General features: G+C 52.7%; 19 protein-coding genes and 1 tRNA gene. 15 read left to right on the top strand and 5 right to left on the bottom strand.

Annotated features, from left to right (window positions below; all coding sequences use genetic code 11):
- Positions 1 to 95 precede the first annotated feature (95 nt).
- The 3 genes from R3C20_23715 to R3C20_23705 form a co-directional block, all read right to left on the bottom strand.
- Positions 96 to 1,109, bottom strand: coding sequence for a DUF1080 domain-containing protein (locus R3C20_23715; GenBank protein ID MEZ6043516.1), 1,014 nt, complete (start codon positions 1,107 to 1,109; stop codon positions 96 to 98).
- 69 nt (positions 1,110 to 1,178) lie between these two features.
- Positions 1,179 to 2,030 (bottom strand): sugar phosphate isomerase/epimerase, encoded by an 852-nt coding sequence (locus R3C20_23710; protein MEZ6043515.1) that lies wholly within the window; start codon positions 2,028 to 2,030, stop codon positions 1,179 to 1,181.
- Positions 2,027 to 2,767 carry a hypothetical protein gene (locus R3C20_23705; GenBank protein ID MEZ6043514.1) on the bottom strand — a complete coding sequence of 247 codons (741 nt, stop codon included), beginning with the start codon at positions 2,765 to 2,767 and terminating at the stop codon, positions 2,027 to 2,029. The genes R3C20_23710 and R3C20_23705 overlap by 4 nt, the downstream gene beginning before the upstream one ends.
- Positions 2,768 to 3,224: 457 nt before the next feature.
- Between R3C20_23705 and R3C20_23700 the strand changes: the two genes are divergently transcribed.
- From R3C20_23700 to R3C20_23655, 10 genes are all read left to right on the top strand, one after another.
- Complete coding sequence (locus R3C20_23700; GenBank protein ID MEZ6043513.1) at positions 3,225 to 5,006, top strand: glycosyltransferase; 1,782 nt, start codon at positions 3,225 to 3,227, stop codon at positions 5,004 to 5,006.
- Positions 5,007 to 5,148: 142 nt separating this feature from the next.
- Positions 5,149 to 6,384, top strand: coding sequence for a DegT/DnrJ/EryC1/StrS family aminotransferase (locus R3C20_23695; protein MEZ6043512.1), 1,236 nt, complete (start codon positions 5,149 to 5,151; stop codon positions 6,382 to 6,384).
- 244 nt (positions 6,385 to 6,628) lie between these two features.
- Positions 6,629 to 7,669: a Gfo/Idh/MocA family oxidoreductase gene (locus R3C20_23690; protein ID MEZ6043511.1), complete on the top strand. Its 1,041-nt coding sequence runs from the start codon at positions 6,629 to 6,631 to the stop codon at positions 7,667 to 7,669.
- A 194-nt stretch (positions 7,670 to 7,863) separates the two neighbouring features.
- Positions 7,864 to 8,526, top strand: coding sequence for an acyltransferase (locus tag R3C20_23685; protein ID MEZ6043510.1), 663 nt, complete (start codon positions 7,864 to 7,866; stop codon positions 8,524 to 8,526).
- A 61-nt stretch (positions 8,527 to 8,587) separates the two neighbouring features.
- A complete protein-coding gene (locus R3C20_23680; protein ID MEZ6043509.1) occupies positions 8,588 to 9,997 on the top strand; it encodes an NAD(P)/FAD-dependent oxidoreductase in 1,410 nt (469 codons plus the stop codon).
- Positions 9,998 to 10,159: 162 nt separating this feature from the next.
- A complete protein-coding gene (locus R3C20_23675) occupies positions 10,160 to 11,170 on the top strand; it encodes a polysaccharide deacetylase family protein (GenBank protein ID MEZ6043508.1) in 1,011 nt (336 codons plus the stop codon).
- A 40-nt stretch (positions 11,171 to 11,210) separates the two neighbouring features.
- Entirely contained in the window at positions 11,211 to 12,878 is a 1,668-nt protein-coding gene (locus tag R3C20_23670) for a glycosyltransferase family 39 protein (protein MEZ6043507.1), read from the top strand.
- Between the two features lie 21 nt (positions 12,879 to 12,899).
- On the top strand, positions 12,900 to 14,054 hold the full coding sequence (gene wecB / locus R3C20_23665; protein MEZ6043506.1) for a UDP-N-acetylglucosamine 2-epimerase (non-hydrolyzing): 1,155 nt from the start codon (positions 12,900 to 12,902) through the stop codon (positions 14,052 to 14,054).
- A 256-nt stretch (positions 14,055 to 14,310) separates the two neighbouring features.
- Positions 14,311 to 15,390, top strand: a complete 1,080-nt coding sequence (locus tag R3C20_23660; protein ID MEZ6043505.1) for a leucine-rich repeat domain-containing protein — start codon at positions 14,311 to 14,313, stop codon at positions 15,388 to 15,390.
- A gap of 308 nt (positions 15,391 to 15,698) precedes the next feature.
- The gene (locus R3C20_23655) at positions 15,699 to 17,138 is read left to right on the top strand and encodes an NADH:flavin oxidoreductase (protein MEZ6043504.1); all 1,440 of its coding nucleotides are present in this window, start codon (positions 15,699 to 15,701) and stop codon (positions 17,136 to 17,138) included.
- Positions 17,139 to 17,227: 89 nt separating this feature from the next.
- On the opposite strand, the gene R3C20_23650 is transcribed toward R3C20_23655, so the two are convergent.
- On the bottom strand, positions 17,228 to 18,082 hold the full coding sequence (locus R3C20_23650; GenBank protein MEZ6043503.1) for a hypothetical protein: 855 nt from the start codon (positions 18,080 to 18,082) through the stop codon (positions 17,228 to 17,230).
- A 562-nt stretch (positions 18,083 to 18,644) separates the two neighbouring features.
- Here R3C20_23650 and R3C20_23645 point away from each other — a divergent pair.
- The 5 genes from R3C20_23645 to R3C20_23625 all read left to right on the top strand — a co-directional run bounded on the left by R3C20_23645 (position 18,645) and on the right by R3C20_23625 (position 23,858).
- Positions 18,645 to 18,717 (top strand) — tRNA-Asn (locus R3C20_23645).
- Positions 18,718 to 19,191: 474 nt separating this feature from the next.
- The gene (locus tag R3C20_23640; protein ID MEZ6043502.1) at positions 19,192 to 20,538 is read left to right on the top strand and encodes a serine/threonine-protein kinase; all 1,347 of its coding nucleotides are present in this window, start codon (positions 19,192 to 19,194) and stop codon (positions 20,536 to 20,538) included.
- A complete protein-coding gene (locus tag R3C20_23635) occupies positions 20,531 to 21,679 on the top strand; it encodes an ATP-binding domain-containing protein (protein MEZ6043501.1) in 1,149 nt (382 codons plus the stop codon). Before R3C20_23640 ends, R3C20_23635 begins: the two co-directional genes overlap by 8 nt.
- On the top strand, positions 21,679 to 22,968 hold the full coding sequence (locus R3C20_23630) for a hypothetical protein (GenBank protein ID MEZ6043500.1): 1,290 nt from the start codon (positions 21,679 to 21,681) through the stop codon (positions 22,966 to 22,968). The genes R3C20_23635 and R3C20_23630 overlap by 1 nt, the downstream gene beginning before the upstream one ends.
- A gap of 2 nt (positions 22,969 to 22,970) precedes the next feature.
- Positions 22,971 to 23,858: a hypothetical protein gene (locus tag R3C20_23625; GenBank protein MEZ6043499.1), complete on the top strand. Its 888-nt coding sequence runs from the start codon at positions 22,971 to 22,973 to the stop codon at positions 23,856 to 23,858.
- 11 nt (positions 23,859 to 23,869) lie between these two features.
- Here the strand turns inward: R3C20_23625 and R3C20_23620 are convergent, their stop codons facing one another.
- Positions 23,870 to 24,799: a hypothetical protein gene (locus R3C20_23620; GenBank protein MEZ6043498.1), complete on the bottom strand. Its 930-nt coding sequence runs from the start codon at positions 24,797 to 24,799 to the stop codon at positions 23,870 to 23,872.
- Positions 24,800 to 25,321: the final 522 nt, after the last annotated feature.

Genomic DNA, 25,321 nt, shown 5'->3' with positions numbered 1-25,321 from the left:
TCCGTTGAAAAAACCGGGACTGGCACGCGGGACGGCTGTAAACCGTCGTGTTTTAAGGTCTGCTGCTCGAGCCAGTCCCTTTTTTCAACTGGCTGCTAAAGTGGTTTTACCCAGATGTTGCGAAAACGCAGCGGATCGCCATGATTCTGCAGAAAAATCGGGCCTTCTTCAGCACCTTCACCACGAACCGGGCCGCCAGGAGTTCCGCCTGGAATCTCCCGGTCGGTATGAATTGCGACGCCATTGTGCTTTACGGTTGCGCGGGCGTTGCTGATCTTCTTGCCTTCTGCATCAAACTTTGCCGCGTGGAACTCGATGTCATAGGTTTGCCAGGCCAATGGCGGCAAGCACATATTCAAATCCGGCTTGCTGGCTTTGTAGATCCCTCCACATTCATTGTCCTCACCGGTCAACCCAAATGAGTCAAGAATCTGGACTTCGTAGCGTCCCTGAAGGTAACAGCCACTGTTGCTCCTGGCCTGACCTCGTGCATTCGGCATGAACGCCAGCCGAAACTCCAGATGCAGTTGAAAATCCTGAAACTTATCTTTGCTGGTGACTCCCTCCATCAGCAGGTTGTCTTCGGACAGACGTCCGTTTTCAAACTGATCAGCCGTCGTTCCATCAAATAGAACCACGGCACCTTCAGGTGGTTTTGCGCCAAGAGTGGGGGATTTGCGCTCAATCTTCTGCAGCTCACCCATCAGGTTATTGTCGGCATCGTAAATCGTCAGGTTTCCGTCCTTGATCTCTCCGCGTCCATGTTCGCCTGTCAGAGTGGCTGTCTCTCCTGTCATTTCCCCTTTTCCTCGCAGGACGCCTTCGCCATTCCACCCATCACCGGGCAAACCGCCAAACCAGGCAGCAAACGCCAGTTCGTTCCTGCCCTGTGCCATCACCTGCACACCAAGCTTCATCGGGCCGTCCTGCGTCTTGACTTCGCCGGAATACTCACCCTGAATTGCAAATGGCTTGCCAGCCGATTCAGCATCAAGATACGCCTCCTTGATCGCATCAGCATCGTCTGCGAAGGCACAGGCTGGCTGCACCAGGCAAGTGACCGTCAGCAGCGACAGACAAATCAGACTTTGAGTCAAAGAGTTCTTCATATACATATTCCTTTAAGATTCCGCCGGAATTTCAGTGAGAGATTGGTCAGTTGGTGGGAATGTCACGAATTATTTGGCGACGGATTCCCATCGCGACTTCATGAATTCCAGGCCCTTCTGAGCGAGATGCTGCTCCGTTGGGAACATCCGGCGCCAGATTCGCGTGGCTGCGGCAAGTTCCGGCAATGCCAGTCCGAATGCTTCAATCATGAACCAACCGTCATAGTTGATTTCCTTCAAAGCGCGGAACGTCTCGTCCCAGTTCACTCCGCCTTCGCCGGGAGTCGAACGGTCATTTTCGGAAATGTGTACGTGAACCATCTGGTCAACACACGATTTCAACGCCCCGGTTATGCTCTTCTCTTCGATATTCGCGTGGAATGAATCGTACATCATCTTCAGGTTGGAATGGCCCACTTCGCGTGTGAAGCGAGCTGCATCTTCAGCGCAGTTCAGAAAATAGCACTCAAACCGATTCAGGTACTCCACAACAAGCGTGACGTTGTTCGCTTTAGCGTGGTCAGCAGCCTGAGACAGAATATCTTTCGCGCGGTTCCATTCGTCTTCGGTTCGACCGGCACCGCTGAATTCACCGAGGGCAGAATGGATTGGGCCACACAGGTGGGTGCCTCCGGCCGCAGCGACCGCATCGATGGCTTTCTTCAGTCGATCCAGACCGGCGGCCCTGATCGCGGCGTCGGGGGAAATGGGATTTTCCTCGGCAGTACAGACCGTCACAGCCGTGGCTTCCAGCCCGAGACGCTGGAGCTCAGCTCCGACTTTCGCGGCGTTCTGCAAATCGAAGTCGAACATCGGCAGCTCGACTCCGTCGTATCCCCAGCTTTTGATGTCTGCCAGCAGTCCGAAGTGATCTTCGGTAACTCCGGACGTCCAAAGCAGAAGGTTCATACCATATTTCATCTGTCAAATTCCTCTCGATTGATTGTTTCATCAGCAGCCTGGTGATCAACAGCGGCTGAACCCTGAATGCCCACGAGTCGTCGGGCGGTTTCTACCGTCGACAACAACAGTTCGCCATGTTCGCGAACCAGCATTCTGGCATCCCGGATGGCAGCTGTATGTTCATCCTCCAGCGCAGGCAGTGTGACTCGCCGAAGAACCTGATTCAAGCGAGCAGCTAATCCAGCGTCGGAGAGATAGTCGTAAAGAAACTGCACCTCTCGAAACCGGTCAATGAACCAGGCAAGTTTTGCTGTGGACTGAGTCGCTACCAAATTCACGACTCGTTGCACTTCTTCGGCGACAACATTACTCATCGAACAGTAGTATCGCTTCAGCACACCCGGGTGGTTCTCCGCGATAAATGCGTCCAGCAGAAGTTCAGTCACAATATGCCCCAGAAACCCCGGACGATGATCAAACGGATCAGGCATCGTTCTTCTGAACAGACTCCCAAGTTCGGACTCCAGCATCATGAACGTGGGGCAACGATGAAACACGTCGTCATCCGCCAGGTGTTGAAGCATGCCGGATATCAGACGGCCGTCCGACGGATGGACCGTTGCCATGTGTCGACTGAGCGATCGGCTGCGAACCCGAACGCGTCGGTCCACCACGGACAGCCAGTCCGGAACGGCCGTGCCTGCCATGAACAGCGGGTCATCAAGGAATCGATATCCGTGCGCGAGGTAGTTCATAACGGACGTTAGGCCGAAAGTTCACGGAGATCAATCAGCACCGTCAGTCCGATTCACATGTACCGATTATGGCGACATTGCTGATCATGCATCTGCCTTCCGGGAGTCGGTGATGCCTTACAGCATCATTTGATCGCGCCCGGGGGCAACAAACCTGCAGTACTGCAACGCTGTGTGAGCCTAATGAGAAAGAAATTCACATCGTTTCGCTTTTTCATCTACTGTTGAATTCCAGGAACTAGAGTTGGGCTAACTGTCCGTTGAAGAATCGGGACAAGCACGCTGGACGGCTGAAAACACTCGTGTTTTAAGCTCTTCTGCTCAACCCAGTTCCGTTTTTCAGCAGGCTGCTAACCTGGCGTCAGCCGCACTCAAATCGAATTCAAATCCGACTCTCTGGACGCATTTGAATCATTGCCGTGCCCCGGCATTCCCTGAACGTGAATCCCTTGAGACAATGACGAATCCCGCGATACTCGAACGACAAATCGATCATGTCGACCACGGTGCCGACGCGCCGAGGCGGGCGGGACTGAATGTGCTGACGGTGAATGTCGAAGACTACTATCAGGCAGCCGTCTTCCACAGGTTTATCCAGGCAAAGAACTGGTACCGCTTCGATTCACGACTTCAGGCGAATGTTGAAGAACTCCTTCAGCTTCTGGAGTCGCATAAAACACAGGCGACATTCTTTGTGCTGGGCTGGATCGCGGAAATGTACCCGGAACTGGTCCGCCGAATCAGCGATCTGGGCCACGAGGTCGCAAGCCGGGGGTACCTGCACCAGCGGATCACGCAGCTCAGTCGGCGTGATCGTCTGAATGATCTGATCCGCTCCAGAAAGATTCTGGAAGACACAACGGGCAGAGCCGTGAACGGATATCGACAGGCAGATGGCTGGTTTCGTCAAGGGGACCTGTGGGTTCTGGAAGACGTCATCGACGCCGGCTACCTTTACGACTCCAGTTTGATGCCGCGCCGCCGTGACTCAGGTGGCGATCCGGATCCACGCACAATTCACCTTCGCAGTGCTCCTTCCGGGCAGCTGTTTGAAGTTCCACCTTCCACTCTTCCGTTTGCCGGTAGCTGGCTGCCAATTGCGGGCGGCAATTACCAGCGTCAGTTTCCGCACGCACTCATGCAGGGAGCAGTGCGCCGCTGGATGGAAGCAGAACGATCGCCCTACGTGATGTATCTCCAGACGTGGGAAATTGATTCAGAACAGCCTGAAATGAGTGCCGTCGGGCGATTCGGACGCATTCGGCATTATCGAAATCTGGGCAAGTATCGCTGGCTGCTGCCGGAGTACCTGACGCAATGGAAGTTCACTTCCATTCAAAATCACAGCTCAAATCCCAACAGCCCCCTCGCTCAACTGGAGCAGTTTGGGAAACAAAGATCAAAGCCCATCGAAACGCCGGCAGAAAATCGCTCTGACATCTGTCCCTCTTCCGAAACCGGGCAGGCGAACGCTGTACAGAGTGTTGCACCTGACGCCACATCCAGAGTCGCATGCACCCTTGTCATCCCGTGCTACAACGAAGAATCGTCCCTTCCCTATTTGTCCCGGACACTGGATCATCTTCGGAACGATCTGTCGTCAAAGTATGACCTGAAAATTCTGTTCGTCGACGACTGCAGTACAGATACCACACTGGAACTTCTGAACACGTTGTTCGGCAGCGATCCTGATATTCGAGTCCTGCACCATGAAACGAACAAGGGCGTCTCAGCTGCAATCCTGACGGGTCTTGCGGCATCCGAAACGGAAATCGTCGGTTCGATGGACTGCGATTGTTCATACGATCCCCACGAGCTGCAGAACATGCTTCCGCTGCTGAAGGATGACGTCGCTCTCGTCACCGCATCGCCCTATCACCGGGATGGTGGTGTTCGAAACGTTCCGGCGTGGCGGTTGACCTTGTCCCACGGACTATCGGTACTTTACCGCCTGCTGCTTCGCAGGAAGCTGGCGACATGGACCAGCTGTTTTCGAATCTATCGGCGCAGCCTCATCCTGGATTTGCCGCTGACAGAAAACGGTTTCCTGGGAACAGCAGAGATGGCCGCGGAGCTCACTCTGCGCAACCGAAACATCGTTGAGCATCCTGCCGTGCTGGAAGTCCGACTCTTCGGTGCCTCCAAGATGAAAACACTTCGCACAATTTGCAGCCATCTCAAACTACTCAAACGCGTGACGATCCGCCGGCTCCTTTCAGGGAGTTCAAAGGATCAGTGAACCAAACGGACTGACGTAACTCGTTGTGCGAATTGACCCTTCGATGCGCCCAACAACTGAAACCTCAAAACTTCACAACTTCAAACGGCAAAGAGGCACCAACCTCCGTTCTCCAGTGATCGACGAAAGTGAGCATTAATCCATGACCAACCGAATCAGTTTGCCATCAGATCAGGACGCAACAGGTCGTACGTTTGGACCGGAAGAGCTGAAGGCACTTCAGGAGTGTCTTGACTCCGGCACACTCACCAGCACAAAAGGCAATTTTGTCAAGAGTCTTGAGGCAGATTTTGCTCGGCGTCTTGGCGCCAAATTCGCATACGCATGCTCCAGCGGGACAGCCGCTGTTCATTGTGCAATAGCTGCTATTAATCCCGAACCTGGCGATGAGATTATTACAACCTCAATCACAGATATGGGGGCTTTGACACCCATTCTCTATCAGGGTGCGATTCCTGTTTTCGCGGATGTCGATCCGGAATCCTACAACGTCACTGCCAGTTCGATTGAAAAGTGCCTGAGCCCGCGAACTCGTGCCATCATCGTGACGCACCTGTTCGGCAATCCCTGTGAAATGAACGCCATCATGGAGCTGGCAAATCGTCACAACATTCCCGTGATCGAAGACTGCGCACAGGCGTTTCTTTCGACCTACGAAGATCGATACGTCGGGACCATCGGTGCAATCGGTTGTTTCAGTCTCCAGCAGGGTAAGCATATTACAACCGGCGAAGGCGGCATCGTCACGACAGATGATGAAGAACTTGCCCGTCGCATGTACCTGTACATCAACAAGGCGTGGGGTTACGGCGATGCAAAACCGGATCACTACTTCGTAGCGTTGAACTACCGAATGAGTGAACTGCAGGGGGCCGTCGCCTTTGCGCAGCTGAAGAAGCTGGACGGAGTTGTCGAATCTCGCGTGCGGCTGGCAGAAGCACTCACCGCAGAACTCGCAGGTGTGGCCGGGATTTCTACACCAGCCATCACACCAAACAGTGTTCATACGTTCTGGAAATACTGTCTGCGTGTCGATGATCAGGTCATCCCGGGCGGAACAGTGGCTCTGGGAGCAGCGCTGCGAGACAGCGGAATTCTCTGTGCACCACGATACATCCAGAAGCCTGCCTTCTGCTGTCAGGTCATCAAAGATCAGTGCACATTTGGCAACAGCCGATGGCCATTCACACTGGCTCGACCTGAAGCAGTTGACTACAGCCGGGAACACTTCGAGGGCACCTGGAATGCCCTGGAACATGTTCTTGTGCTGCCATGGAATGAAAAATACACGGACGAACATGTTCAGTATCTTGCCAGCAATATTCGTGAAGCGGTGGCTTCACTGGTTGGTCAGTCTGAACCGCAGGTCTCACGTTAATTGCACCGCTGAAGCGATCGTTCCCGGTTGCCGGGGGCGATCGGCTGATAACGGATACTGAAATGATGACGGATACCTGTGTGTGCAGTGGAACTGCAGAGGGGCACACAGGGTCCGTCAATCATTCCGATGCTTTCCCAACGTCTGGCGAAGTCGGCCTCAACTTCAATCTGTTTTGCCTTGCACTGACCGCACCTGCCAGGGGACTTCCGGCACGTGCCTCTGCATTCTGGAGACCATTTTCGTGATTGCTCAAACACAACCAAGCTTTGTCATTGTTGGCGCTGGCGGAATTTCAAAAGCATACGCTCAGGCATTTTCGCAGTCGTTACCGGGGCGGCTCGTCGGAGTTGCGGATATTCGACGTGAAGCAGCAGAAGAAGTTGCAGCGATGGCCGGCGTTCAGGCGTTTGACGATGTCGACGCCATGATTCATGCCCTGGAACCAGATGCGGCGGTCGTCTGCACACCCCCATCAACGCATCCGGATGTCTGCATCAAACTGATGGAGAAGGGAGTGCATGTTCTTTGCGAAAAGCCACTTGCGGTCAGTTCGCAGGAGGCTGTCCGTATGGTTGAAGCCGCAGAACGATGCCACGTCGTTTTCACGATGGGGTCTAAGTTTCGTTTTGTCGCAGATGTCCAGAAGGCACGCGAAATCATCGAAGCGGGCGAGCTGGGCGAAGTCATACTTTTCGAAAATACCTTCGCCGGCTTTGTGGATATGTCGAAACGCTGGAACAGCAATCCGGCCATCAGCGGCGGCGGAGTGATGATCGATAACGGAACCCATTCGGTCGATATTCTTCGATTTCTGCTGGGCGGGATCACGGAACTTCAGGTTGTTGAAGGACGAAGAATTCAGCAACTGGACGTTGAGGACACCGTGCATCTGTTCGCTCGCACTGAAGGCGGGGCCATGGGCAGTATCGACCTTTCGTGGAGCATGAACAAAGTACAGCCACACTTTATCAGTATTTACGGCAGCAAGGGCACGCTGTTCATTGGCTGGAAAGAATCGAAGTACAAGACGGCATCTGCAGAGGACTGGACGGTGTTTGGAAATGGCTACGACAAAGTCGCCTCATTTGCCAACCAGTTGAAGAACTTCTCCGGCGCAATCCGGGGAACAGAAGAACTGATCATCACGCCAACAGACGCAATCGCCTCTGTTCGAGTGATCGAAACGGCCTACGCCGCACTGCAGTCTGAAAAATGGCATGAAGTTGCAACAGCGACACCATTCCGCCGACAGAGTTCCGTCGGTCAGGTTGTCAGTCACTAAACATCTTCCACAAAAATCGATCATCGAGCGGAACTGGAGGATTCGCAACCCGACATCCTCTGGTCGCTCAATGAAACACGCGGAGTTCAGATCTCCCATCGATTTGTGAAAGAGTTGAAAGCTGTCTGGTTTCGATCAACGAGGCCGCAGAGCGATGCGGCCTCGGTTTTAGCTGGATTCATCACGGAACGCTCATGAGTAATCGCATTCATCCGACCGCAATTATCGAAAATAACGTCGTGCTGGGTGACGGCACTTCTGTCTGGGATAACGCACACATCCGCCACGACGCGGTGCTGGGCGAACAATGTATCGTGGGCGGGAAGTCGCTGATCGCCTATGAGGTCCGGATTGGCAATCGAGTGAAGATCAATTCGAACGTTTACATCTGCAATGGAGTGACCATCGAAGACGGAGTGATGATCAGCGCCGGGACGATTTTCACAAACGATCGCTTTCCACGGGCCACGACTCCCGATCTGAAAGATCTGCGATCTTCGGATCCGGATGAACACACACTGGAAACAATTGTTCGAGAGGGCGCGACCATCGGGGCAGGTTGTCTGATTGGCTGCAATCTTGAGATTGGTCGGTTTGCCATGGTTGGGATGGGCGCTGTTGTCACTCGCAGTATTCCGGATTTTTGCCTGGCGATTGGCAGTCCGGCTCGCGTCATCGGAGCCGTTTGTCGCTGCGGAGAACCGGTTCACCGATATCAGCCAGGCTCAGAAGAACTGACTGTCGAAGCGATTTGCCAATGTGGTTTGAGCTACACCATCTGTGGTCAATCGGTGACGGAAAACAATCCACCTGGCTGCCACAAAATGGAACACCTGTCGGTTGCTGACACTCTTTGAAGCTGCCCTGCGTTGACTGGACGCCAGCAGGCTCGCCTGCTGCAACAAAAAGGAAACAACAATGCCGTTAACAACGAATGATTCGACCGACCAACAAGAACACTGGGCTGTCCTTGGCGGCGGCATTCTCGGCATGACGACAGCCCTGCGTCTCGCGCAGCAGGGGCATCGTGTGACGCTGCTCGAATCTCGCCAGAGGCTCGGCGGGCTTGCCGACGCCTGGCAAATCGGAGACGTCACGTGGGATCGTCATTATCACGTCACTCTGATGTCAGATCTGCATACTCGTTCGCTGCTCGAAGAGCTGAACCTCTACGATCAGATGGAATGGGTTGAAACAAAGACTGGTTTCTACACCGATGGCAAACTGCATTCGATGTCGAATTCACTTGAGTTTCTGAAATTTCCTCCGCTGCGTCTCATCGACAAACTGCGACTCGGTGCAACAATCTTCTATGCATCCCGAGTCAGGAACTGGAAGAAGCTCGAACAGATTCCCGTTGGAAAATGGCTGCAGAAGCTCTCCGGCGAACGAACATTTCAGAAAATCTGGCTGCCGTTGCTCCGAAGTAAGCTTGGCGATTGCTGGCGGCAGACTTCAGCCGCATTCATCTGGGCAACCATTGCACGAATGTATGCCGCGCGACGAACAGGATTAAAGAAGGAAATGTTCGGCTATGTGCGGGGTGGATACGCGAGCGTCAACAATGAACTGGCACAGAAGCTGATCGATCTTGGCGTCGAGATTCGATGCAACAATGCAGTCCGTATGATCTCCCCCTATCAGGACGCGCGAGTTCGCGTCCATCTGGCCGACGAATCGCTCGTCTTCGACAGAGTTGTTTCAACGCTGCCGTCGCCCGTGATGGGACGGATCTGCCCGGAACTAACGAATCGCGAAAAGGAACGATTCGAAGGTGTCCAGTATCACGGAATCATTTGTGCTTCTGTCCTGCTTAACAAGCCACTGTCACCGTATTACGTGACCAATATCACAGACGAGGGATTGCCGTTTACGGCGGTCATTGAAATGACTTCGCTCGTGAAGAAAAAGCACATGAATGGCTATACGCTCGTTTATCTGCCGCGTTACGTCAGACCAGATGACGAGGGTTTCCGGAAAATCGATGCCGAACTGGAAGATGAATTCATCTCAGGACTCCAGAAGATGCATCCAACACTTTCTATGGCGGATGTGGCAGCGTTCAAGGTCTCAAGAGTGCCGCACGTATTCGCCTTGCCAACGCTCGGCTATTCAGAACGCCTGCCGCCAACTCAGACGAGTATTCCGAATCTCATGGCGGTCAGTTCGGCGAATATCGTGAATGGCACACTGAACGTTAATGAAACGATCAAACTTGCCAACGAGTTCGCCGCCGAATTCGGAGCCAGTCCGCGAGTGACGGTCGAACATGAATCGCTGGATCCGAAAGCCACAAACCAACCATTCCAGATCGGTGTGGCCGACTAGCAGGTCACTGAAAGCAGGTCATCCGGAAAGGCTTCCCGATCCGTCAGAGCAATTCGTGTTCGAAGGCCTGATGCAATATCGATGGCCCGCGAAAGCGTTGGGTTGCCTTGCAACTGTTTTTCAAAGGGCTGTAAGTGCCCGTCGTTTCGTTGAGAGGGAAAGATGAACGCTCAGAAACCCATTGCCAGCCTGTCACTCGACCTGGACAACAAGTGGTCGTACATGAAGACTCACGGCGATGCAGGCTGGGATCAGTACCCCACATACCTGCCACTGGTGGTGCCTCGATTTCTGCAAGTGCTCAACGAACTTGAGCTGAAAATGACCGTTTTTGTCGTTGGACAGGACGCGGCCCGCGACGAGAATTTCGAAGCTTTGGCCTCGATCTCCGCCGAAGGTCATGAAATCGGCAACCATTCTTTCAATCATGAACCGTGGCTGCATCTCTACTCAGAGCAACAATTAGTCACAGAGCTTGCACGCACCGAAGAGCACCTGGAACGTGTCACCGGACAGCGAACCGTTGGATTTCGTGGCCCCGGTTTTAGTTTTTGCGAACTGCTGCTGAAGACACTGATCCGGAGAGGTTACCAATACGACTGTTCAACATTTCCGACATACCTCGGGCCTCTCGCCCGCATGTATTACTTCATGACCGCCAGACTCAGCAAGGAACAGCAGGAAGATCGGAAGCAATTGTTCGGCAGGTTCAGTGAAGGCTTCCGTCCCCTGAAACCGTTCGTGTGGAATTTCCCCGAAGGCCGAATGGTCGAAATTCCCGTCACGACAATGCCGCTGTTCAAAGTCCCGATTCACGCAAGCTATATTCTTTACCTGGCCAGATTCTCGCCGCTGATTGCCCGGACCTACTGGCACATGGCACTGAACATGTGCCGGATGGCTGGCATTGGCCCCTCTCTGCTTCTGCATCCTCTCGACTTTATGGGCTGCGACGACGATTCAGATTTGTCGTTCTTCCCTGCGATGGATAAACCCGCCGAACCCAAGGTGCAGATGACTCGATGGATGATCGCGGAAATGAAGAAGCACTTCACAGTTGTCCCGATGAAAGAGCACGCGGCAGCAATTCGACCTCCGGTGGGTGAAGTGCAGCGAACGCAGAAGGCCGGAGGCGTGGCGGCTGAACTGGATCGCGAACATCAGGCTGTCTGAAGTAACCGCCTATCCTGTTTTCGCCCACGGGCTCCGAACAATGAACGATTCAACGAAAGCTCAGTCAAACTGGCGAAACGGCATCACAACTCTGATTGTGATTGCCTTGCTGCCGCTTGGTCTGCACGTTCTGACTCAACAACCTGTTGAACCAGTCTTCGGTGGCGACTCCAATCGCCACGTAATGACCTCCGTCTTCTTTCGGGACTTTCTGACAGACGCTGATTTCACCGACCCCAAAGGCTACGCAGAACGATACTACGAACAATACCCGGCGCTCGGCCTGTTAATCTGGCCGCCGCTGTTTCATGGTGTCTGTGGTGTCATGATGTGCTTCCTGGGCACATCTGTGTCCGTCGCGCGATTACTGGTCGCATTGAGCCTGGTGAGTTCGGCGTGGTGCGTCTACCGATTCACTCACCGAATCGCCGACAAACAGCTCGCAATGCTGACGACAATCGTGTTTGCCACGATGCCGATCATCTTTCAATACGGCCGAGACGTGATGCTTGAGATGCCCGCTATGGCACTCATTTTGTTATCAGTGGACCAGTTCGATCTCTGGTCGATGACCCACCGTCCCCGAAACCTGTACCTTGCAGCTTTGTCAGCCTCCCTCGCGGCATTGACTCGATTCGACGCCGCTGTTCTTTTGCCTTTCTACGCCACAGTGCTGGTGTTTCGTGGTGGCTGGACCAGCCTGCTGAATCGACATACGGTCATCGCAGTTTCTGCATCCTTGTGCATCACTGGCCCGGTCTATCTGCTGATCGCCAAAGAGATGGGCAAGCTTCATGTGCAGCAGGCAACAGAATCCGTGGGCGGTTCCATTGACGGATCGGTCAATGGATTCATGGCATTCAAGAACCTCTGGTTTTATCCGTCATCGATGGGGGAACAAACGGGCTGGATTGTTTCGGCAGTCGCGGTGCTCGGGCTCATTCTTGTACTCCGCGCTTCCGACAAGAAAAAGTATGCCACTCTGCTTGGTCTGGTGATTGCAACGTACATCACCTTCACTCCGCTTGCTGAACAGCGTGCTCGCCACGGAATTTACTGGCTTCCTTCTGTCGCTTTTTTTGCGGCCTTCGCGACGGATGCAGTCGCTCGTTTTCTTTCCAGAACGCGTGGCTGGAGTCCGCTGTTGACCACCGCTGGCGCTTACGCGGCACTGCTGAGCACAACGGCAACGGCAGCGATGTATGAGCCAACCTACCGAGTCGTCGGATATCGGGAGGCTGCGGAATTTGTTCTGGAACATACAGAACCAGGCGACGCGGTGTTCTTTGATGGATGGTGGGATGGAAATTTCACTTACTTCATGAGGCATCTGGATCCGACACGGTCGCGCAGGGTCCTGCGCGGGGATCGCATTCTCTACGACTTCACGTGCATCCCCACCACCAACTTCGAATCATTCGCCGAGTCTGACAGCGAGATGCTCAAGCTGATCACAGATGCGGCACCCAGATATGTGGTGCTTGAGTACCCTCAGTTCTACATGCACATCGAAAAGGCTGAACAGCTCCGAAGACTTGTTCATTCTTGCCCAGCGCAGTTCGAGCCCGTGACGACGGTCAGTGTCGATTGTTCCATCAGGCAGTTCTGTCAGTTCGAACTTCAGATCTTTCGGTTTCATCCTGCCCCTGCAGACCCGCTTCCGGAACAGATGCAAGTCTCAGACTCTGCGGCTGCCAATAACCCTTAGTGCCTACTGGAACCTCTCGTTATGAAGATGATGCTCGTATTCGGCACCCGACCCGAAGCAATCAAGATGGCTCCCCTTGTGCTTGCAGCCCGGCGGGATAAGCGGGTGAAGCCCGTCGTATGCGTCACTGGACAACACCGACAGATGCTGGACCAGGTGAATGACTACTTTGGAATTCGAGCCGACATCGATCTGGATTTAATGACCGCCGGACAATCGTTATCGGATCTGACCGCCCGGTGCCTGACATCACTGACAGGGGCCATTCAACAGTATCAGCCGGACTGCATCGTCGGGCAGGGAGACACAACAACAGCTTTCTGCGCGAGCATGGCGGCGTTCTACGCGAGAATTCCGTTTGTGCACGTAGAAGCCGGTCTCCGAACGGACAGCATCGATTCTCCATTTCCTGAAGAGTTCAATCGCCGAGTTTGCTCACTGACGACAGCCCTGCATTGTGCTCCAACTGAAGTTGCACGACAGAATCTGCTGAATGAAGGCTACCCGGCTGCGGACGTGATTGTGACGGGCAACACAGTGCTTGATGCCCTCCAAATTGCGGTCGCACAGGAACGATTGAACGCCGCCACGTGGATGCAGAAGCATCCGGACATCGCCGGCCGGCCGATGGTTTTGATCACTGCCCATCGCCGTGAAAATCATGGAGATGGAATTCGAAATCTCTGCACTGCGATCGCCACGCTTGCGATGCAGTTTCCGAAAGTCCAGTTTGTCTATCCTGTCCATCTGAATCCCAATATCAGCGGACCCGTCCACGAACGACTCGCGGACCGAAGCAACGTGCATCTGATTGCTCCCGCAGACTATCCCGAATTCATCTGGTTAATGGACCAGGCGACATTGATCCTCAGCGATTCCGGGGGCGTCCAGGAAGAAGCACCGACGCTTCGAAAGCCTGTGCTGGTAACGCGAGAGTCGACCGAACGGCCCGAAGCACTCACTGTGGGAGCTACAAAACTGGTTGGCACGAACCCTCAAACAATCATCGACGAGGTCTCTCGATTACTCAGCGATCGCGACGCCTACGAACAAATGCAGGTCGACGTCAACCCATACGGTGACGGTAAAGCCGCCGAACGCATCGTCGAACTCTGCGTCGCGCGTTTCGGATCCACAACACCGCTCGACGCACAGGTCAAAATCGGCCTGGTATAGGATTCGCCTCAGCTCGCATCGCTCCTGATGCCAACCTCTGATGCAGAAGTGAAAGACGGTAACAGGCAACGCTTTCTCGCTGCCCACGATAAGCCATCTGATTCCTGCGGCCAGTTTGCGCGTTCTCAGCCACAGCAGATCGGCTTCAGACCGGCTCAGAGTGGTTGAGACAGCCTCAGCGCACGATTGCGGTAATAATGATTGACAGTATGATCCCGATGGGCCCAGTCCGGTATTTTGATTCGGAAGATGCTCCATGGTCGTACTCACAAGATTTGTCAGGTCAGCCGTATTCGTATTGTCGTTGACCCTCTGCGCTCCCGGGTGTCAGGATCTCGGCATCCCCAGCCCGTCAGATTCGACAACTGATGCACTCGAGGTGGAGCAAAACGCAGATCAGACACCCGCTGCGCCTCCCGCAATCGGATCGCCGCCGGCGTCGTCACTCACAAATCAGGAACCGCTCACTCCCGAGGTGATTGTCAGTCAGTTCAAAGCAAAGCAGCCGCACGAACGCACCGATGCCGACCTGGCTGCTCTGGCAAACTTCGAACCAGAAACCCGGATGCTGGAAGAACTCAACCTGCGATCCGCACAGATCACAAAAGCCGGACTGCAGTCTCTGGCAGCATTCAATGAACTCCGACGGCTTGATCTGACCAATTGCCCCGTGCTGACTGATGACTATCAACCGCTGGCTTCGCTGTCTCAGATAACCTGGCTTTCCCTGTCAGGGGCAGGCGTGAACAGTCAAAGTCTGAGCTACCTGTCACCGTGCACGGAACTCACACACCTCGATCTTTCGAATACACAAATTACCGATGACGGATTTGTTCACCTGGCGACGCTTACCAAACTGGAGGAAATAAATGTCTCCGGGTGCCGAATCGAAGGATCCGGTTTCGCTGCCCTTGGCCCCAGGGGGGCCAGGTCTCAGCTGAAAGTTATCGAAGCCAGTAACACCAGGTTCGGTTACTATGGCTTCACCCACCTTGATGGCCAGCGATCTCTGGAAGTCGTGTCTGCGGGAGGGTGCCAGGCGGGTGACGTGGTCATTCAGGCCCTGAAAGGAGCATCCCGGATCAGAGTGCTCAACCTGTCCGGTAATCAGGTGTCAGACCAGGGATTGCGATTGCTTTCGGGAATGAAGCAACTGGAGCAGTTGAATCTTGCGAACTGCACAGGTGTTTCGGACGAAACGCTCGGCCGCCTTCGTTCGCACAAGGAATTGAAAGTCCTGCGAATTGAAAACTCTGCCTGCACACAAGCCGGTGCGGACGAATTCAAGAAGGCTCACCCGGATTGCGAAGTGACATTCGCCGGTACATCCTTCTGACCTCGAGTCTCATTCAAGCGGCAGTGACGCCGTGATCCGCATTCAAAATCAGGCCGATATTTTCCTGGCTTTTTACAGCCGCCGATAAATCGAAAGCTTGCGCGTAACACTACACTGCCACGGACGAACACTGCGGCCCCCGAACTCCGGACTGTTTTCGTCCGCCAGTGTTCGAGGCAACAACGGCCTTTATGAGTCAGACGATTTCACCGTACCGACCCACTTCACCTCAGGCCCGACACCCGAAAACGTATTCATTTTTCCGACGGCCGTCACCCATTCTTCAGCAAAGTATCAAGAACAGAAGCATGCAGTATCCCCGGATTTCAACCTTCAAAACCGCCGAAGAATTCCAGAACCGCCTGAACGAGCTTCAACTGGACCTGCCATTCGTCACACAGTTGGATTCAACGGGAAATGGACCGGCAACTCGACCCATCCAAAGTCGAGCAGGAAACATTGGCAATCGTTACTGTATCCTTCCTATGGAAGGATGGGATGGGACGACAGACGGAAGGCCCACCGACCTGACACGTCGTCGCTGGAAGAATTTCGGGCTCAGCGGAGCAAAGTTGATCTGGGGAGGCGAAGCGGTCGCGGTGCGTCAGGATGGTCGCGCCAATCCAAATCAATTGCTTTTGAACACCTCGACGCTGGCAGATATCGCCGGGCTACGGGAACTTCTTGTATCCACCCATCGCGAATCATTCGGTAACGACGAGGACCTGCTGATCGGGCTGCAGCTCACCCATTCCGGGCGTTACGCCAAACCTGACAGCAAGACACAATTGAAGCCGCGGATTGCATACAGACACCCGGTGCTCGACGCCAGACTCGGAATCACAACAGATACCCCAATCCTGTCTGATGATGAATTGAAGCGGCTTATTGATGATTTCGTGGCGGCGTGTGCGCTCGCTCAAAAAGCCGGATTCTCGTGGGTCGACGTTAAGCACTGTCATGGATACCTCGGCCACGAACTTCTGAGTGGCTTTGATCGCCCCGGAGAATTTGGCGGTTCGTTCGAAAACAGAACACGATTTCTTCGCGATATCGTAGCGGGGATTCGTGCCAATGCGCCCGGTCTGCACATCGGAGTTCGTGTCAGCGTCTTTGACTTTGTTCCCTTTCAGCCATCGGCAACTCACGATCGGGTGGGCGTACCATCCACGACAGAAGCCTACCATTGCGCTTTTGGTGGAGATGGTTCGGGAACCGGAATTGATCTGAGTGAGCCTGTCGAATTCTTAAGATTGCTTCATGCCCTGGAGATCGATCTGGCCTGCACGACGTGCGGCAGCCCCTACTACAATCCACACATTCAAAGGCCTGCACTCTTTCCGCCTTCCGACGGCTATCAGCCTCCCGAAGATCCATTGGTCGGTGTTCACCGGCAAATCATGGCCACCGCCGAGCTCAAACGACGTTGCCCGGAGATGATCGTCGTCGGCTCCGGCTATTCGTACCTTCAGGAGTGGCTGCCAAATGTTGGCCAGGCCGTGCTTGAGAAAGAGATGGCCGATAGTATCGGCCTGGGCCGGATGGTGCTTTCATACCCGGAACTGCCCGCAGATGTCCTGTCAGGCCGACCGATGGCCCGAAAAAAGATCTGTCGCACATTCAGTGACTGCACAACCGCGCCCCGAAATGGAATTGTTTCCGGGTGCTTTCCCCTGGATCCGTTTTACAAATCGATGCCGGAGCGCGAGCAACTCATCGCCGCGAAAGAACAACAGGGCACTATCTGATCAGAGTTCCAGATGATCAGTGCTGATTTCCAGCAACGGGAACAGATGTGGCACCAGGAACCACATCTTGCCGGAGCCCATCGCGTGGTCTATTTGCGGGACAGCAATACGGTCTGCTGATAGCTCAGGAATGGCAGCTGACGGACGCTTTGACTGGCGGCAGCGTGGTCCCATCGAGCAATTCGTCGTCGGTCGTCATCATCAAGGCCCTGACGAAACTGATGCTGAGCTCGAATGTGCAGCGATTCTGACGGTCGAAGATCCAGTTCAATCGCGACCGGGACCCGCGTTTTCAGCTCTCGCAGCGATTTGTTCAGTGCAAGGCGAGGCTCCGGGAAAAAACTTCCCGGGTGCAGCACATGATTCAGCCGCGCAGTCCAGTCCGCATACTGCAGGTACGTCTCCACCTGATCTGCATTCTGCCAGGGTTGAGTTTCCACCCGATAATTCCACGAAGACGAGGTCAGCTCGAGGTGACCATTCATGGCTTTGTAGTCTCTTCTGAACTCAGGATTCAGCTGAAATCGAAGATTCGTCGCAACGGCCTCTGCGGATGGGTTCCTCTGCTGTGCCAGCTCCTGCAGGTACTGTTCAACGGTTGGCACTCTCTTGTCCAGATGACGACGGATTTCTTCGAAACTAATGGTCGTCGTCAGCTCTCGTGCCACATTCAGGATGGTGAACTTTTTCTGCATGGGATCAAAAATGATGACCTCATCTGCGGCATCGATGTAGTCGTAGACACGTCCATTGCTGAACAACGACAGGCTGCTGGATAACACCGAATCCGCACCACCAGCTCCTGCAACATTGTACACGTGCGTAGAAACACGAAATCCCTGAGCAACCACGCTCGCTGGATGCAGAAACAGCGAAGAAGACACAGCAATGCAAACGGATAAGACCCGGGCAATTGACCATCGTGGACCAGGGGAGCGATTCATATCTGCGACCTGTTCGAGATGCCGAAAGGTGAGAAACACGGGGAACATTCAGAGGGGACCGGACGTTACCTGGAAACGTCAATCACACTCAACACCGAGAAATAGAACACCCGAAGTTCACGCGAAAGTCACTCGGCGAATTGCTTCTGGTCCAGCAGAATCTACCGGCCGTCAGGATACTCGAACGGTTCAATTCAACCATGCCGTGAGATCCTGAAGCCCTCAGCCCCAGCAATCGCAACCGACAGAGTGCCCGGTGCCGTCACGGTTTCTTTTCACGTTTTCGGCCCTGAAGCGGCGTTTTCAAGGACGCGCGTTCTATTCCTGATCTCGTTGGGACAGAAACATGGAAAGGGAACCAAAGCTCACTGTTCGATTCGCAAATCTCCGTCAGTCTCTCAAATCAATTGAGGACCCCGCCTGCTCCGGCAAATCCTGCGGATTGTTGTTTTCGCAAACGAAAACAGCCGCGAAACGATCTGAAACTCACTTGCAATCATTCTGATCCGCAGTTAACTTCCCCCCTCGCCCTGACCGAATAACGGTGCAGGAAGCAAACTTTTCCTCTGTAGCTCAGTTGGTAGAGCAGGCGGCTGTTAACCGCCGGGTCGTAGGTTCGAGTCCTACCGGAGGAGCTTTCGTCAAAGTTCTAACTTTGGCGACCAAAAGACTTAACGCCCGGCGTCGAGAGATCGACAGCCGGGCGTTTTTCGTTTCTACCAAGCTATTCGTGGGTTTCCAAAGCTTTTCGCGGTTCGCCGGTCCAATCCGCCGCGCTCTCTGTTTGCGGAGAGATTTCCGTCTCTCGAACGAAACCCTCAAGTTTGCACCCGCTGGTGCGAAAAATCGGTCCCGAACTCTCTGACTCTCTCTTTTCGGGGGCCTCCAGAGTTAACACAGAGTTCTCGTTCGGAGTCCGGATGCGAACGGGGGCAACCTTTGTTGCGTGATTAGCGGTCTATGACTCTAATAATCCCCCCTCTCGACCATTGCAGACTAGTTCTCATTGTGCTCGGCAGACGGCGGAAGTATTCAGGCGATAGAATAGTTGGTTTGGTTATGGGTAAATGGTCAGTGCGAGCACTTGAAATGAAGTTCGGTAGCCACAGATGTTAATGACGGATGATCTAGCTCAGCGAATTGCGAAGGATTTCGAAGGCGAAGAGCTTGACGGTTTCACCATTGAGGGACTCCATGCCAAGGGTGGTACAAGCGTGGTCCTGGTTGGTTCAAATGGCCACAAACACGCTGCGATCAAAATCTATGCTCGAGAGTTGTTCCAGAAATCGGATGCCGAGAAGGAGCGGATCGAACGGCAGGTCGAAAAGCGGCACCTGATTCACCCCAATCTTGTCAAAACGTATTGCGCGGGCGTGCACCTAGGCTATCACTATTTGACAATGGAGTTCGTTGAAGCCCCAACATTAGAAGAAGTTGTGCAAGATTTGCCGCGTGAGAAGATTCGTACAGTAATTCAACAGATCGCTGCGGCCGCGCTCTTCATGCACGCCGATATGCAACAGGTCCATAGAGACATCAAGCCTGCCAATGTTGCTGTCAGAATGGATGATTTTAATGTTACGCTCCTCGATCTAGGTTTAGTTCGTCCTGTAAGTGGCGAGACAATCACCGATCAAGGTTCCGTCCATATTAAAGGTACGAAAGAATATGCTCCACCTGAACTACTGGACAACTTGGTGCAATTAGATGAACAAGGCTGGCTTGCTGTAACGTTCTACCAACTAGGCGCAACGCTTTATGAGATGTTAACTCTGAAGCCCCCGTTTGCGGAATTTCAAGGCGATGCATTGCTAAGAGCGATTCGTGAAGTTCCACCAATCATTGACTCTACCGATGCACCAGCGGATCTCGTTAAACTCTCCCTAGATTGTATGCACAAGGACCCACTTCAACGCCTTGCCCTCGTGAACTGGGATCGATTTCTTAACACTCCTACCGTTGGTGATCAGCTGACACAGCTAGAAGAGCTTTTAGGAGCTTTGCATAGAGCAGACACCGCAAAATTGAACTTTCCACAGGGAGCTGTGTCGCAACACCGTCTAAAACGAACATTAACAGAGATTGCACATGAAGTCGAGCTAGCCATCCGGTCCTTCATGTCAGGAAAAGAACTAGTGTTCCCCAACTACACGATCGCACGACGTGAAGATTTGGAATCGGATACAACGTCGATGTTGGTTGTCGAAATTGAGTATGGAACTCCTCAAAAACCAATTTCAGTATGTTCGGTCATATCGACAAAAATAACTGACGCAAGTTCAAGGTCTTGTGTTTGCTCTTTGTCCACCGCCGTCGGTCAACCCCTATCGCGAACCGACGAACTGCGATTCAGATCGTTCTACGAAGGCGTTTTTGTTCTCGAGCAATTCTCGATTTCTGTGCGGGAAGAGTTAGCGAGGGACTTAATGCAAATACTGAGGCATTCTAATGAATAATGAGTGGTGGCTCAACTTAACAAAGCTAGATGCTGAGCAAGGCGGTATACTTAACTTACCACTAGACCAGGACCATTTGATACTTGGACCGCCTGGCAGTGGGAAGACAAATCTACTGCTGCTGCGTGCCAACTACGTCTCAAAAGTCACTCCCAATATTCTCGTCGTAGTGCTTGGAAGAACGCTGCGCGAGTTTCTTGCTCGCGGATCCGATCAATACAATTTTGACGTCGACAAACTAAAGACAAGCTCGAGATGTTTTTACGATCTTCTTAGAGAGTATGGGCACGCAGCTCCAGACGTCGATGTCCCTTTCGATCAAGTTAGGCGAGAACTCGTTGAGAGAGCCCGCGCACTACGAGCAAGCTTGGATTATCCACCTTACGATGCAATTTTCCTTGATGAGGCACAAGACTTTTTACCGGAAGAGATCGATGTGTTTCGAAGCTTGTCGAGCCGAATCTTTGCAGTTGCGGATTCACGGCAACAGCTTTACACGGGTGGTTCAGGCGTCTCAAGTTTGCAATCGGCATGTGTTGTCCACCGACTTCGTTACCACTATCGAAACGGAGTCCAGATATGCCGGATAGCAGATTCAATTGGCAAAGGTATGGCTTCCTACGAAAAGACGCTTCCTACCTGCAGGTATCCAGAGGACAGCTTACCAAGTTTCTTCGAATGGAAAGAACTAGATTTCGATGGGCAAGTTGCGACCATAGTGAAACAGCTCCAAATCCAAACTAAAGCATTTCCGGGTGAAATGCTTGCAGTAATTTGCCCTCGAAACTCCGATGTCGACCGCATGGGCGAAGCATTGTCGAAGACGGCGATTGCAGGGATGTTTGTTAAACAATCGTCGGGTGAAGGTTACTCAACGTTCGACGTCAATATTCCAATTTGCTTAACGACTATGCATGGTTGTAAAGGACTTGAATTTCGAGCGGTACATGGTGCGATGATGGAATCTTTAAAGCGTTTTCCTCTGCAACGCAATCTAATCTTCACACTTGCAACACGAGCTAAGACGTCATTGGCAATCTATGGTGATCCCATACCACCATTTGTAAAGAGTGCCATTCTCTCAGTCTCTCCGCCAGAATCTCTGCCCTCAATCAATCTGGCATTTGGGGGTGAGGAATAATGATCATAGTAAGTGGCGAGCGTAACATATTGCTGAAGCTGTTTTCACGGCAACTCACTCCGGCCGCTCACGGGCGCGTCATCGATTCAATCAAAGAGATACCACAAGAGGAAGTAGTCGCCATTTATCATGATGTGGATAACTCGCAATCGTTCCCTGATGTATTGATAATTGAAACTCCCAACATCCAAGAGTTTTTTGCCTGGTCGAGTACTTATTTGCCTCAGTGGTCACCACTTTCATCGAATATTCGCATCCTCTCGCGAGACCAAATCGACAGATTGGAAAGAACTCGGCAGACAGCGATTCCACAACGTCTCTTGCGAGGTCTATTTTGCCTTACGGTCGGTGAACTGTTTTACGAATGGCGCATGGCTAAAGGACAAGCCTCGCCTAGCCTGTTATCTCTAAGGAGCACGTTTGGCTACGCTGCAACCAACGCGCTCCTTCTGGGAGAGCATTGTCTCAGCAACCTACTTGCGAGGTGGTCAAGAACTCAGCATCTTCTTCAGTTAAACCCGCGTCGAATGAACTCAACTACGCTGAAGAACATCTGGTCGCCATTTTTTTTGATGGCAGAATCAGTTTCTTTTGAGAAGGCCATATCAGTTGAAGCGATTGCGGCCGCTATTTCTGAGGGTACTCAGGGCAAATTGTTTGATGACAGAGCATTTGGTGATGTACTAAATCCAAGAGGTCGTCGTGAGGATTTCGTTGTCGAGCTCGAAGGGTTTATCCGCACAACAAGATTCGATAACGCGGTTGATTGCTTTTGGGCTGCCACCGTAGCTTCTAAAATGTCATCAGCACCTCTTACGCACTTCGATGTCCTCGGTGACATGACCAACTCGGAGCCTCGCATTCTGCTTTGGTACGCCTTTCTTAGCGGCATGCTTGCCAATGAGCCCGCCTCCAAGGTGATTGAGCGACTTCTATTTCAGTTGGAGGGGGACCTGCGGTCTCAGCTTTGGCTAAAGCCGGACATTACTCTTGATGAACTAGAAGTCATTATGAAGCCAGATTCCCAAATTCCTGAGTGGGTGGGGATAGGCGCTCGCTTTGTTAATGTTGAAATTGAACCTGGAATTTGCTCATCTTTCCGATTGCGTGCTCCGGCCACAGAGACTAGCGGCTTGCAATTGGCGACCCTTGATGATAAGCGTCTCTTCGAACAATTGCTCACTCAACTCCGTGAAGTCTTCGAGAGAAAGTCAGCGACTCCCAAGACCTCCTCTACCAATTACATCAACCCTCGAACGCCAAAGACAAGTCGAAAGAAGAAAAATTGAAGGTGACAGTAGTAGTCATTGCGAACAAGTGGTGGGAGGTTACGCCTTTGATGGCTGTCTTGCAACACTGCAGGAGCATCAAGCCTGAATTCTCCGCTAGTCCCGTTGTTTTTAACGTTTTGGATTATACGCCACCACATGCTGCCATTAAGGAGAAGCCAAGGTTGCAGCTTCAGTTCTACAGTACCCAAATCGATGTGTGGTGTATCGAGGATTTGATTTCTGAAGGTAGGGATACTTCGTCTACCGCTGAAAAGCTTTCTGCAATTCAACTTCTGAAAGTGCGACACATAGATCCCCGCAGTTTAGTAATTGCGTTTGGTACGGCAGCGAGTCCTAATGCGGACTTTGCGGGAAATGTTGTCGTTGGCTGCAACGTCTTTGTCACGGACGCAAAGGAGGATGACAAAGATTCTCCCACAGCTTCTATTTTCGATAAGATGAATAGCATTATCAGTTCGTTGTCTGGTGAGATTTTGATGCGTAAAATAGATCAAGATCGCATCATCGATGCGGAGCAAAGGTTTTTGAGTGCGAGAAACGGTGCGGCGGTAGTTCCGAAGATTTTCGCGAGTCCAACAAACGTTTCCGTTGGAGTAGTGAATGTTTCGAATAACAAAGAATACAAGAAATGGGATACAGCTTCACTGGCGCGATTCGCGGTTGTGGCGAGAGACTCATCGACATTGTCGATGGATACGACACTCGGGCTTGTAAGGCTTAGCCTCGACAATCCATTCTTGTTCATTGCGGGGATTGCCAATCGAGTCGGGTTATTTAACGAAGAGGTTGGTGATCGCAAATACTCTCAGAACTTTGTCGCAGTTCACAACGCTGCAATTTGTCTCGCATGGCTCCTGCCGGGTTTCTGCGATAACACGAACGGTTGAATAATTGTCCATCATCGATCGCCCACGTATTTCCACTTTTCAGGATCGTTTCGATCGATTTCGAAGTCATCCCATTTGAAGCGATTGGCGTCTGAGATCTTCGCGAGCATACCTACGACCTTCTCCCAATCGGGGCTTGAGTCCGCGTTGTCCCAAACCAAGAGGGTTGAGTTTAAAGCAACTGCCAAGATACGCAGTAGAACACTCGTGTTAGCACCGTTATCCAATGGGATTGGCCGCTCAGCAAGATGCTGAATCGAAATCCTAGTCGCGCCTGTTCGGTGTATTCGATGAGGGACGAAACGCTCAAACTGTGGATGAATATCCAATGCTTGATCACCAGGCAGCGAGCGTAGCTGATGCGGTACACTACTAGCCGTTCCTTCAAAAAAGACCTTCGCAAGTTGCTCGAAGGCCCAGATGAATGCCGTCACATGACAATGCAATGACAAAACAAATGGAACATATCCTGGTTCGCAATCTCGACTGTCCTTCTCAACTGAGAGTACGTAAACGAAATCATCGTACGGTGTCGTTACACAGGCGTGGCCAAATGCGTATGAAATAACCTGGTTAAACTGATCGCTAAACTTCTCAAGTACATTCTTGTCAATTCCTTTGTTGTCGCTTTGAGTCGGAAGTCGAATAGGGGCTTCGTAGGTCGCAATTTTACTTAGCTGCAAAGACTGCCAATTTAGCTTTGCAGTTCGGTCGGGTGGCAACGCGAGTTCATCCTTCGCTCGTCCTTCTGCTTCTCTCTTTAGCCGCAACAGCTCTTGGACAGGAAATCGAACTTCGTCATCGTCAATCAGTTTTGCACATCCTGCGCACAGCCAAATGCCATTCTCGATCGATCTGCGCTGCTCTTTAGTCTGGCTAGTATCGAAGCGTGGTCCGCCAGACGACGCAGCACAAATGTGTGCCGCAACTCCAATCATCACTCTGCCGTCGGCTTCAGTCGTGGGGCCAGCGGTTGGCGAATTGCAACGTGAACACCGCATGCATACCCGAGCTGCAAGCGTATCTTTCGTATCCTTGCTGAAGTCATCCCGTCGATTTGGCATAAGTGGACCTAGCCCCGTTCGTTACCCGTTCCAATTGTGCCGTAAAGACTTCTGCACTTGCTAAGTTTTCTTTCGCACCCTAATCCGTCATTTCGAACCCGCACCGGGTATTCCTACAGATAGACGCGGCTGTTGTTGCTGCGAAATGTCTGTCTTTGAGCCGCCAATTATAGCGGCGTTGAGCATGGAGGTGCGAGTTGCTCTCGACGGTTCCCCCTTCTTCACTGTCCGCGCCGGCACGGCGATCGGAAATCGCTGCAATTCTGGCCGCCGGCATCGTTCGGATGAAATCGCGTGTGGCGATTCCCGATTCAGAATTCGCCGACGATCCAGCGGAATTGCCAGCAGCTTGCCTTGAGGTTTCTTCGGAAAGCGTGCTCTCTGTGACCAACGTGGTTA

The organism is Planctomycetaceae bacterium (assembly GCA_041398825.1).
Taxonomy (GTDB): domain Bacteria; phylum Planctomycetota; class Planctomycetia; order Planctomycetales; family Planctomycetaceae; genus F1-80-MAGs062.
The sequence above is the reverse complement of the archived record's forward strand: the minus strand, read 5'-3'. Positions and strand labels throughout refer to the sequence as shown.